The sequence below is a fragment of the Leclercia sp. M50 genome (assembly GCF_037150775.1).
Classification (GTDB): domain Bacteria; phylum Pseudomonadota; class Gammaproteobacteria; order Enterobacterales; family Enterobacteriaceae; genus Enterobacter.
Map to the genome: position 1 here is coordinate 1 of NZ_JBBCPK010000108.1, position 12,347 is coordinate 12,347.

The window sequence follows — 12,347 nt, forward strand, 5'->3', positions numbered from 1 at the left end:
CAGACGCAGAGCTGTCGCCCACCAGGCCGCCGGAAAGCCCCGCCGCCAGCGTCGCCAGCGCAGAAACCGTCTGCTTCTGCGTTTCATCCAGCTCATCGGCAGATTTCCCGTACATCTCTTTGGAGATCATCCCCACCAGCTCGCCCGTGGCGGCCCCGGCGGCCCCCGCCAGCGCGTTTTGCCCCTGGGCGGCGGCCAGCGCAGCGTTGACCACCGCGTGGGCGGCAACTTTGCCCACGTCGTTCAGACCGCTGTAGTGACCAATCACCTCCGCCACGTATGGCGCAGCACCGCCCGCGAGAGCGGCACTGAGATCGCTCCCGGCCAGCCCCTGAACCGCTGCCGTCGCCGCCTGAATCGCCTGCTGATACTGCCCGCCGGTGCCAAAGCCGGAGGCACTGAGCGCGTCGTTATACGCTGTCTGGTAGATCTGGCTGTTAATGTCTTCAAGAGTCGCGGTTTTGCCCGGGTTGGCTTTCTCCCACGCCGCTTTCGCCTCCTGCAGATCCTGCGCGTTGACGTTTTTCAGCTTCTCTTTCGCCGCGTTGGTGGCGCGGATGCTCCCCTCGGTGCGGGCAATATCCGCTACCTGATTGCCAATCTCACCGATGAGCTGCGCCTGCTGGAGCCGCTCCTGCTCTTTCTCTTTGTCGAAGATAGGGGAGAGGGTCTGGTTGGCGTGCTCCACGTCGCGGCTGAGCTGATTGACATCCTGGACCTGACGATCCTGGTCGCGAACAATCAGGGTGCCGTCCGATACCGCGGCGTGCGTGGTGCTGCTGTCATGCCCGTCGCGGTTCGCCCCCACCAGCAGGCCGTTCGCCATATTCCCGGCAAACTGGCTGCCGATGCTGCCCCCGGTGCTCATGCCCACGCTCTGGTGTTCCACCTTGAAGTCGGCGCGGTTTTCGATATCGCTGAAGCCAATGGTGCCGGTATCGAGACGGTTTTTGTCAGCGGTAGCCGTTGAGCCAATCACCGCCCCGTTGAGCTGGGTATGCTCGCCCACGGTGACGTCGTAGCCGCCTTTGCCGGCGAAGATCCCGGTCTGCTCCACGACAGAGTCGTAGTTACTGTGCATCTTGTCGCGGCTGAGGTTGACGCTGGCCGAACCAGTCATAGAGCCGATGCTGAAGCTGCCCCCCGCGCTGGCGTTCTGCTGCTTCGAGTCGTAGCGATCGCTGTCCTGCTCGGAGGTGAGGGTCAGGTTGCGGCCAATGTCCGCTTTCACCGTTTCGCCGCTCACCTGCGCCCCGGTCAGGGTGGCGTCACGTCCGGTCAGGATATTCACCTGGCGGCCCGCGTCCACGGTGGTCTCGCTGTGGGTGGTGCCGTTACCGCTCTCGTTACCCTTGCCGCGGTTGACGCTGGCGGAGATGTTGATGCCCGCGCCGCCGGAGCCGTACCCGATGCCCACCCCGACGCTGCCACCCTTGCTCTCGTTTTTACCGTCCAGCAGCTGGGTGTTTTGCGCCGAGCGCAGATACAGATCGCGGTTGGCGGCGAGGGTCAGATCGTTGCCCGCCTTCAGCTGGCTGCCTTCCACAGTCAGATCTCCGTCCGCGCCGCGCGCGCCGCTGCCGGTGGCGACAACGCTCAGATCGCGCCCGGCGTTAAGCGTGCTGCCCTGGGCGGTGTTCTGCTCGCTGTACTGGGTCGATTTCGACGACTGGCTGCCGTAAGAGAGGCTGATGCCCACGGTATTGGTGTTAGAGGCATCCGCTCCCAGCGCCTGATCCATCCGCGCGGCCTGGGCAGCCTGCACGCCGGAGAGCGCGGCCTTCACGCCCTGCAACGCCTGCAGGCGGCCGCTGCCGGAGGATTTCGCCTGCTGGGAGGCCTCGACGGCGCTGTTCAGTGCGCTGCCGACGGTGCCGGAGAGCGCCAGGGTCAGCCCGGAGGTTTTCTGCTCCACCTCATGGGTTTGCTGGCTGCGGTTGTTCACCGCCGTGATGTCGACATTTTTACCCGTGAGCGTCATGTCCTGACCCGCCACCAGATCGGAGCCGCTCACCGTCAGGCGATCTCCCGCCCGCAGGGTCAGGTCGCCGTCGACGCTGCCGACGGTGCTGCCCGCCTGGGTCGCGTCCGCGCCGGTGTCGGTGGTTTTGATGCTCTGTGTGCCGACGCTAAAGCCGATCCCGCCCGAGCTCAGCAGCCCCGATTTTTTCTCCTGCTTCTGGTGCAGCTCATTATTGCGTTCGGCCTGGGTCTCCACGCTCAGGTTGTTACCCGCCAGCAGAGCCACATCCCCCGTGCCCGCCACGTTGCTGCCGCGGACGGTGAGATCGTTTCCGGCGGTGAGGTTAACGGTGTCGCCGTTCAGCTCGCTACTCTGCACCGTCTGGCGGGCAATCTGGTCGCGAGTGGTGGTGGTGGTTTTCGACAGCCAGCCGTTACCGCCCACCACTTTATGCCGTTCGTCCAGATCCTGGCTGTTTTCGCCTGCCGTCAGGGTCAGGTTATTCCCGGCGCTGACGTTCAGCGCCTGCCCGGCGGAGAGGGCAGCGGCGCGGGCGTTGAGGTCATTCCTGGCGGCCAGGGTGACGTCGCCTTTGCCGGTCACCTCGCTGCCGATGCTGTTGGTCTGGCCCTGTTTCAGGCTGTTGTCGCCATCCCACACCAGGCTATCGCGGCTGGCGGTCTGAAGATCGTTGAGGGTCATATCCCGCCCGGCCACCAGCTGCGCTTTGCCGTTCTCGCCGCTGGCGATCACCTGTGCGCCGGTCAGGGTGATATCCCGCCCGGACTGCAACGCCAGTTTGCCGTCGTCGCCCTGGACGTAGATGCCGGAGACGCTGTCGATGGTGGTGCGGGCGAAGCGGTTCTCGCCGTTAACGCTGTCGGCACTGAGGGTGGTGCTGGTGAGATTGATATCGCGTCCGGCGCTGGCCAGCACGCTGTTGTCACCCACGATGGCACCGCCGATATTGTTGATATCGGTGCGCGCGTTGAGGTTGACGTCCGCCCCCTGAATCGTCCCGGTCTGGTTGGTGATGTTGTCGGCGTCCAGTTGCAGGACTTTGCGCCCGGCAAGGGTGCCACGGTTAAACAGGTCGCCGTTAAGCTTGATGGAGACGTTGTTCCCGGCAATCAGCGCGCCGGAGCCGTCGATATCGCCCGGTTTCACTTTGGCGTAGACCTGCGGCACCAGCACGTTCTCGGTGGAGCCGTCCGGCATCTTCACCCGGGTGTTGACCAGCCAGACGATATCCCCGGTCAGCAGCGCCATCTGCTCTGGCGTCAGCGCCACACCAATCTTCAGGTCGTACTGCTTGCCGAAGGTGATACCGCGATCCATCAGCGCCTTGTACTGCTCTTCGTCGTTGCTGTAGCCGTCGAGATAGCGCTGGCCGGTGATTCCAATCACCTGCTCGCGGATCAGGCGCTGCTCGTAGTAGCCATCCCCCAGCCGTTTCAGCGTGTTGTCGCCATCGGCGGTAAAGGCGTCCTGCATATAGTCGCTGCCGAGCCACTGGCGCTCGTTGGTAAAGCGCGGATCGGTCTCCACCAGGTACGGCACCTCCGCCGACGGGTTCACCTTGAACAGGCTGTTGTCCGGCAGGGTGGTGTTGGGGCCGATAATGCGGATCGCACCGTCGGCCGGGGTCACTTCAAACTGCTGTCCGGCAGGTGGGGACACCGGCTCGCCCGGCGAAACGGTCTGCTGCGGGGCGGGTTTCACCCCGGCGGCCTGGCCAATGGTCACGTCCGTTCCCTGTAGTACCAGCGGAGTGATGCTGAGATTGCTGCCCTCGACGCTGCCGTTGCTGATCAGCTGGCCCGGCTTCAGGGAGATGTCCTGAATGGTGGTGGGCGGGGTGTATGCCGTGCGGTCGCGCCCTTGCTCATCGTCGCCTTTGTGGCGAATACGGTAGTAGTGGGTGACGGTGCCCTCATCGGTGGTGTAACGCTTGCCGGGCACGTCCTCGTTCTTCACGCTGCCCATCTGGTCGATTGCCAGGGTGCCGCCTGCAATCACCTGGCTCTTGTCGTTAAACAGTTTGTCACCGGTCATCAGCAGGTTGCCCCCGGCGAGGATCTTCGCCGGGTCGCTCTCTTTGATGCGCGTTTCGTCAATGGTGCGGGTGTAGTCGTACTGGTTGAAGTTGTCGTTATTTGCGCCGCTGTCTTCTGGCGTATTCAGGTTACGCAGTCCGTCGGAAGAGTTGTCATCCACCCAGACGCCTTTTTCTGTCGAACTCCAGCGGTTGGTTGAGCCCGTGTGCTGATAGTCGGTGAGCTCTTCCTGCGACACCCGCACCACCTCGGTGGAGAAGTGGTCGTTGATGTTATTGATCTGCCCGGCGGCAATCGCCATATCCCCGGCGGATTCAATGGTCGAGCTGTGGTTGTTAATGGTCGCGGCGCGGCCAGTGACGGCGCCGTTATCATCCAGCGCGCCGCCGATGCTCATGCTGCCCGCACTGTAGATCAGGCCGTGATCGGCGTTGTTCAGGGTCTGCACGCCGAGGTTGACGCGCTCGCGCCCGGCCAGCGTCGCTGCGGTGCCGTTTTCGGCGAGGTTGTTAAAGGTACCCACATTTACCCCCACCGCATCGCCATAAATCCGCCCGGTGCCGGTGTTGGTCAGGGTGTTGGCGTTGATGCGGGTGGCGATCCCGTCGATCAGGCCGGTGTTGCGTACCGTGCCGCGGGCCGTCAGGGTGGTGCTGCCGGCGTTGATTTCACCGCTGGCGAGGTTATTAAGATTCGCGCTCTGCACGTTGAGGGCGCTGCCCGCCATTAGCTGGCCGCTGTTGGTGAGATCGCCATCGGTGGTGAACGTCAGGTTGCCGTTGGCGAGGGTGGTGCCGCTGTTGTTCACGCCGCGGGTGCTGTGAAGCGTCATATCCCCCAGCGACAGCAGCTGGCCGCTAGCATCCAGAGACTGAGCCTCCACGCGCAGCGCTTTACCCGCTTTCAGGGTGCCGTCCGCGTTCAGCAGATTCAGGGCGCTACCGCTGAGATCCAGGGTATCACCCGAGGCCAGCACCCCCGCGCCGTTGTTCAGCACGCCGCTGTTATTGATGCTCAGGGTGTTATTCGCCAGGATACTGCCGCGCTGGTTATCCAGACTCCCGGTGTTCAGCGCCAGGCTCTGGCCCTCCAGCCCCTGGTTCTCGCCGAGCGTACTGGTGTTAACAAATTCCAGGGCAGTGAGGGTCACGCTTTTGCCGCTGCGGATCAGCCCGGAGACGTTATCCACCATACCCTGGGCGCTGTCGAGCAGCAGGTCGCCCACCGACTGGATCTCTCCGCCGCCGTTCTGCAGGTTACTGGTATTCAGGGCGGTATCGGCCTCGCCAATCACCCGTCCGCCGTTGCGGTTATCGAGGTTCGTTGCCGCCACATCCGCCGCGCCGCTGGCCGCCAGGGTGCCGGCCTGGTTATTCACGTTGTCCGCTGAGAGGTTCAGTGCCCCCAGGCTGTTCAGGGTGCCGTCGCGGTTATCGAGGGCATCAGTGGTGACGTTTACGCCGTCACCCTGCAGCACCCCTTTTTTATTGATGAGCTGCGAGGTGCCCAGCGACAGGCTCCCTGTCGCAGCAAGCTGCCCGGACGTATTGTTCAGCGTGCCGCCGTTGAAATTCAGGCTTTCGCCGGAGAAGGTAGTCCCCTGGCTGTTATCCAGCAGGCCGCCGCTGAGGGTCATAGCCCCGACCGACTTCAGCGCGCCGCCGTTATTGGCGAGGGTGTCGAACCCGGCGGTCAACGTCCGGTTCGCACCAATCTGCCCGTCGGTGTTGTCGATAGCCCCCGCGCTCAGGCTAAAATCGCCCTCGCTCGCCAGGAAGCCGCGCTGGTTATTCAGCGCGCCGCTCTCAAGATTAAGGGAGCCCTGAGAGAGCAGGGCGCCGTCGCGGTTATCCAGGGCGCCGCCGTTGAGGGCCAGGGTTGCGCCGTCGGCGACAATCACCCCCTGCTGGTTGTCGAGGCTTGCGGCGCTTATGCGCTGAGTTTTCGCCGCCTCAATGCGGCCTTTGGCGTTGTTCACCGCCTGCTGGCTGGCAATCTCGCCGTCACCCGCGCTAGCTGAGATCAACCCCTGCTGATTGTTTACGCTCCCGGCCTCAAGCCGGGTGTTGCCCGCTACCGCCACGATCTGCCCGGCGGTGTTGTCGAGGGTCCCGGCCTTAAGCTGCACGCCGTTCGCCGCGCCAATCTGCCCCTGCTGGTTATTGAGGGCGCCTGGCAGGTCTACCGCCAGGGTACTGTTGCCGCGCTGGACGATGTTGCCTTTCTGGTTGCTGAGGTCGTGGGCGCTGACGCTGATGGTCTCCGCCCCCAGCGTGCCGCCGTTGTTATTGAGCATTTTGCCCGTACGCACAGTCAGTTCGCTGGCGTTAACCTTCGCGCTGGCGGTGCTCACGCCTTCCGCGCCGCCGTCCAGCAGCACGCGTTTACCCTGGGTCTGGCTGCCGCTGACGTCCACCCCCTGGCCGCTGGCACTGAGATTGCCGCCCGCCAGGGTTTGCCCGTGGGCGCTTAGCTGGCCGCGGGTGCTGATTTCCAGATCGCCCGCATCGGCGAGCTTGCCGTCGCTTTTCACCCCGGCGGCCAGCACGCTCTGCTGAGTGCCGGTGAAGCTGGCCGCGTTCACCCGGACGTTATTCGCGGCGGTCATCACGCCGCTGTTGTTCACTTCCCCTGCGGTTTGCAGGCTGGCACTGTCGCCAGCGCGCAGGGTACCGCTGTTCTCGATGCGGCCGTCAGCGGAGATCGTCACGCTGCCCGCCTGGGCACCAAGGGCCCCGGCGTTACGTACCCCGACGCCGCTCTCGGTGCCGACCATGCGGATTTTGCCTGCGTACATGCCGCCGAGGCTGGCCACGTCCACCGCCAGCTGCGGGCGGGTGGCAGGATCGTCGCTGCCTTTTTCGATCGTCTCGTGGGCGGCATCCACCTTGTTGCGCCCGGTGGTGACCTTCAGATCGTTGGCCCATAGCCCGGCGTTAACCTTCACCGAGCGGGCAATGATGTCGGTGTAATCCGCGCCGGAGGTGTCCATCCCCGCGCCCTCGACCACCACTTCGCCGCGCTCGACGTTAAACCCGGTCAGCGCGCCGTCTTTCATCTGCGGCTGGCCGGTGGTGAGAGTGGCGCGGTTGGCGTTGATAAAGCCGCAGCCGCTACAGGTAATGCCTGACGGGTTGGCGATCACTACCTGGGCTTTTTTACCCGCCACTTCGATCATGCCGTTCAGCTTGCTCGGGTCGCGGGAGCTCACCTCGTTGAGGATCACTTTGGCTTCGCCTTTTGCCAGCCACGGGTTGCCCGCCACCATGCCGCCAATGTTGGTCTGCACGTTTTTGTGCGAGTTGTTGAGGATTGCCCCTTTCTGGTCCACGTCGAACTGGGTGTAGTTGTTACGTGACACCCCCGCAGCAGATGGCGTCTGGATATTGACCTGCGGCGTGCCGTTGGCGCTGTTGATGACCGTTGGCTGCTGGTTTTTTGGCGCACCGGCGTCGGCCACGATAGTGGCCTGCGCCGTCTGCACGGTCCCCATCGCCAGCCACAGGCTAAAGCTTAAGGCGCTCACCTTGCCGATAAGCTGGCTGTGGGTATGGCCAATGCCGGAAGAACGGGACGAACCGGCGCGGCCGGAGCGGGCGATATCCGCCACCACCATCAGCATGCCGCGCGCTTTGTTAAAGACAATTCGGTACAGGTTCTTATTCATGGTTCATTCCTTTAAACGCTTCCGGCAGGCTCACGGTGAGCGGGTGATTCTGTTGCCACTCTCTGGCGTGTTGACGGCTGACGCGGCTGCCGTGGAACAGCATCACGCGCTTGCCACGCGCCGCGCCGCGGTGATACAGCGCGCGGCAGACGTGGTCGGGGAAGATATCGCGACGCATCAGGTTATACATCGCGGCGGTATGGCCGAAGGGGGCGATCCAGTCGCAGAACCAGATCCGATCCCCGCAGTCCCAGTCCGCCTCTCGCATCTCGATGGCGGGGCGGGTGAGGTAGCGGGCTTCCGCCTCCTCGTTCAGCCAGGCCCAGCTGAGGAAAAAGACCGGGCGGTCGTTTTCGCTCACCAGCACGTACTGGCGGCGCTTGATGATCGGCAGCAGCAGGGTGGGCAGGGCGTGCAACGGGGCATCCCGGTGCATCGGGGAGTGCATCCACAGCCAGACGGTGGCGCCCAGCACTTCGGCCTCGCTCTCCTCACCGCCGAGGATCAGCGGCGCTTTGATATCCAGATCTCCGACGCGCATCACCAGCTCCAGTTGAGGTTAAAGCCGAGCGTCAGATCGCTGGTTTCAAAGCCGTCCGGCTTCGAGAATGGCGTCCCGGCGAACAGGTCGTAGCCGGTGTTAAAGGCGTTGCCGCGCAGGCCCGCTACGCCGCCCGCCAGATGTTTACCCACCTGGAGATCGGAACTGTAACCGCCCACTTCGCCGTAGTCGGCGCCCAGATAGAACTCCTGGTTCGGCAGCGGCGTGCGCCAGGCCAGATCGTTACGCACGTACCAGCCGTGGCTGGCGCTGAGGGTGCGCTCACCGTCAAAGCCGCGCACCGTCCAGCGGTTGCCGATGGCGAACTGATCCTGCGGCGTCAGCGGCGTGTTGCTGATCTGACGCAGGTACTGCACGTTGTAGCGGAAGTTTTGCGTACCGATGGCAAACGGCAGATCGAGCTGGGCGCTCAGCAGGGTAATTTTGCCAAGCGCGGTGGCATCGCCCCAGTACTCTTCCGGCGCAGGCCGGGCACCGAACCAGCGGGTGCCGCGCTGATAGCTGATGCCCGCATCCAGCGTCGCCTGGCCGATGTAGTGGCGATGATCCAGCCCGATGCGCCAGGCCGCGGTCTGACGGCGCTGGACGCCCACTTCCGTATCGTCGATATAGTTGCGGGTCTCCCGCGCCAGCACGTCGTAAGAGAAGGTGGTTTTTTGTGAGCCGCTGCGGTGCAGCACCCGGCTGAGCTGAATGTCGAGGTTTTTACTTTTACCGCTGTAGCGATAATCCTCGTTCAGCCCGGCGACGGTCTGGTGGTAGTCGTAGTCGCTACCGGTGACGCCCAGCATCCAGTAGCCAAACGGCACCGAGTAGTGGGCGGTGACGTTTTTACTCCCTTTGCCGCCCTTGTCGTTCAGATCGTGGCTGGCAGAGACATAGAGCAGATCGCTCAGCGAGAAGGGGTTATCCAGCGACAGCGTCACGCCGCCCTGGTAGCGCCCGGTGGTTTCGGTCCCGGCATCGTCCAGCGAGAGGCCGATACGCCACATTTTGCTCTGCTTGCGGGTTATGACCACGTCGCTCTCGCCCGGGTTTTCCCCCGGCAGCAGCTCCATACTGGCCTCAACCGTTGGCAGGCGCTGTAAGTTTTCCAGCCCCTGTTCAATATCGCGCAGATCCAGCAGGTTGCCTTCGTGAGCCGGGAAGGCGCTGTAGAGCTGGATATAGTCGTCGCTCTCTTCGGTCAGTTTCACGTGGCGGATAGTGCCCGGCACGATGGCCAGCTTCAGGGTGCCGCTCTTCAGATCCTGCGACGGGGCCAGCACGCGGGTGGTGATCCAGCCGTGGTCGACGATGCGGTTCTGCAGGGTGCTCATCAGCAGGTTAATGCCCTTGCCGCCCAGACAGCGCCCCTGCGCCTGGTCCGCAATACGCTGCAACGGCACCCAGTGGGGCAGGGCCTCCTCGCCGCTCAGCTCGACGCGGTTAATCGGAAAACAGGGCGTTTCGGTCGGGAAGGCAATGTTACCAAAACCGGATGACGGTTCTGAAAGGCGCACATCCGGGACCGGCGGGGTTAATTGCTCCTCTAATGCTCTCTGGCGCTGCTGCTGAATAATAAATTGATTATCGGGTGGCGCCGCATGGGCAGAGACCATTAAAGACAGACCAGAGGCTGTCGCCATTATCAGGGCAATATTATGTCGGGCTTTCATCGGCGAATCCGTGCTGTGTAAGCAATAAAGAAGGCAATGTGAATTTGTGTAAAATTGTTTAAGTATTGCGAGGGGAAGGAAAGGGGGATTAATCCTAAAGCCCGGAATTATCCGAGTTTTTGGCTCCTTAAATCTGGTAGGTTAAGGTTTAGAGAATATATTCCTCAGGGTTCTCGTGGATATTCGGGAATATCCACGAGAAACTTAAGTGAAATTTACACTATTTCTGAATACGGTCGACACGGACCACCGGTGGATTTGATTTTTTATCCAGACTGCCGTTAATGCTGATCATATTATCGGGCTGGACGGTACGGCCATCAAATACCGCCTGGGGGATCACCATATCAATAGTGCCGGTTTTATCGCGGAATTTAAATTTATCGCCGCCGGAACCTTCTATGAGATTACCGCGCAGGGAGATCGTAGCCCCATCGTGCATCTCTTTGGCCTGCTCCACGGTCATGATGCGGGCATCTTCCGCCCCACGATAACCATCATCCAGCGCGTGCGGTGGAGGAGGGGCAGTATCTTTCTTCAGTCCACCATTATCATCGGCATATACAGCCGGAATTATAAGACAACACAATAAGGGTGCGACGGATAATTTCATACAGCCTCCTTGGTTTAGCCTGCTTGACAGATTAAGCCTGGTTGCTATTTTTTATTTTGCAAACAGGAACAGTCTTAATCAAATTTATCGATAAAAATCATCTGGCTGCATAATATTAATTAACGAGACGGTGAGGTGATAAATGGCAAAAGCCAAAGAAAATCCCCCTGAATTGCCCGGCGTCAAACAGAGTCATGCTGCCCTGCAGTTTGAATACGATGCGCACCGCTTCGGTTTTGTTCTGTTAATACTCATTATCACCGCTGCGCTGTCAGGGCTTTTTTCTGGTGGCTATTTTAGCGAAGCGACAAAGAGTAACGCTCCGGGTAATTTGCAGGTGGAGTATGAACGTTTTGGACGCTTGCAAACGCCCATTGAGTTGAAAATTAGCGTGCCAGAACAGAGTACTACGCCGCTGACGTTGCGCATCGGCGGCGAATATATGGAACGGATGCAAACCGATAATATCTGGCCCCAGCCCGATGAAATGTACAGCGAGGGCGGGGAGATCGTGTTGGTTTATCAGGAACCGCGCAAGGGTTTAACCGTCTGGCTCTATACCACCCCACAACGCCCCGGCAAAACCGACCTCTCTGTCACGGTAAATAATCAACCGGGCCTCTCTTTCTGGCAATTTATCTATCCCTAAGGCACCAACATGGAAATGATACTCAGGGCGGTGGCGATTTATCTGATTTTGCTGGTGGTATTTAAAATCGCCGGCAGGCGGGCGCTGCTGCAAATGACCAGCTTCGATCTGATCCTGTTATTAATTATTAGTGAAGCTACGCAACAGGCGCTGCTGGGGGATGATTTTTCCGTCACCGGCGCCATGCTCACTATTATTACGCTGGTGGTGGTGGATATGCTGTTTGGCATGGTAAAAAAATATATATCCGGTGCGGAATCGGCCATCGACGGCTCCCCGGTTATTCTGGTGGTGCACGGTGAACTGCAAAACGAAAAATTAAAGAAAGTCGATGTCTCCTGCGACGACATTCTGGTCTCTGCCCGGCAAAATCACGGCATAACCACTCTGGAAGAAATTAAATACGCCATACTTGAACGTAATGGTCATATTTCGATTATTCCTGAAGAGAGTGCATCATGAAAGAAAATGAAAATGTCTGGAACCAGGCCAAAACCACCAAAGAACTCACCAGCCAGGTATCAACTGTCCTGATCGATCTGGGCTGGCTGCTTACTACCGCAGAATCCTGCACCGGCGGCAACCTGGCCTCTGCGCTCTGCGCCGAGAAAAATACCGCCTCGTTCTTTGGTACCGGCGTGGTCACCTTTAACAACGAAGCTAAACACAAGGTAATGGGTGTCAACAATGCCACCCTGGAAAAATATACCGCCGTCAGCAGCCAGACGGTGGGCGAGATGGCTCAGGGCGCACTGGAGCTTGCCGACGCGGATATCAGCATCGCCATCAGCGGTTATGCCGGGCCGGACGGCGGTGAGGATGGCACTCCGGCAGGCACCGTCTGGTTTGGTTGGTCTTTTCGCGGTGAGGTCACTACCGCCGTGCAGCACTTCACCGGCGAGTGTGAAGATGTGATTGAGAAAGCGGTTCGTTACGCGCTTTCTGAACTGTTGCGGCAGATCCCGCACTGGAAAAAGCAACTGCATTAAGGAGAGCATGATGAGCGTTGTGGTGATCACCGGAGCGACGGCTGGCGTGGGCAAAGCCACGGCGCTGCGTTTTGCAGAGGCGGGCTATCACGTGGGGATTATCGCCCGGGATGACCCCAGCCTTGAGGCGGCGCGGGCCGAAATTGAACGCTTCGGCGTGAAGTGTCACACGGTGAATGCCGATGTGAC

8 protein-coding genes are annotated in these 12,347 nt (G+C 60.9%); 4 read left to right on the forward strand and 4 right to left on the reverse strand.

The genetic code is table 11. The annotated features are described in order from the left end of the window. From WFM46_RS20005 to WFM46_RS20020, 4 genes are all read right to left on the reverse strand, one after another. Positions 1-7,687, reverse strand: a 7,687-nt coding sequence (locus WFM46_RS20005; RefSeq protein ID WP_336998344.1) for a two-partner secretion domain-containing protein, incomplete at its 3' end; no start/stop codon positions are given. Continuing rightward, entirely contained in the window at positions 7,680-8,228 is a 549-nt protein-coding gene (locus tag WFM46_RS20010; protein WP_336998345.1) for a toxin-activating lysine-acyltransferase, read from the reverse strand. The genes WFM46_RS20010 and WFM46_RS20005, both read right to left, overlap by 8 nt. Then, entirely contained in the window at positions 8,228-9,877 is a 1,650-nt protein-coding gene (locus WFM46_RS20015; RefSeq protein WP_336998349.1) for a ShlB/FhaC/HecB family hemolysin secretion/activation protein, read from the reverse strand. The genes WFM46_RS20010 and WFM46_RS20015 overlap by 1 nt, the downstream gene beginning before the upstream one ends. A 250-nt stretch (positions 9,878-10,127) precedes the next feature. After that, a complete protein-coding gene (locus WFM46_RS20020; protein WP_336998346.1) occupies positions 10,128-10,520 on the reverse strand; it encodes a YdeI family stress tolerance OB fold protein in 393 nt (130 codons plus the stop codon). A 142-nt stretch (positions 10,521-10,662) separates the two neighbouring features. Here WFM46_RS20020 and WFM46_RS20025 point away from each other — a divergent pair, with 142 nt between their 5' ends. From WFM46_RS20025 to WFM46_RS20040, 4 genes are all read left to right on the forward strand, one after another. Beyond that, positions 10,663-11,169, forward strand: a complete 507-nt coding sequence (locus tag WFM46_RS20025; protein ID WP_263950320.1) for a hypothetical protein — start codon at positions 10,663-10,665, stop codon at positions 11,167-11,169. 9 nt (positions 11,170-11,178) lie between these two features. Beyond that, complete coding sequence (locus WFM46_RS20030; RefSeq protein WP_103180823.1) at positions 11,179-11,631, forward strand: DUF421 domain-containing protein; 453 nt, start codon at positions 11,179-11,181, stop codon at positions 11,629-11,631. Further along, positions 11,628-12,158, forward strand: coding sequence for a 2-oxo-tetronate isomerase (locus WFM46_RS20035; protein ID WP_336998347.1), 531 nt, complete (start codon positions 11,628-11,630; stop codon positions 12,156-12,158). The genes WFM46_RS20030 and WFM46_RS20035 overlap by 4 nt, the downstream gene beginning before the upstream one ends. Positions 12,159-12,168: 10 nt before the next feature. Continuing rightward, the coding region (locus tag WFM46_RS20040; protein WP_336998348.1) for an SDR family NAD(P)-dependent oxidoreductase at positions 12,169-12,347 on the forward strand (179 nt) is incomplete at its 3' end.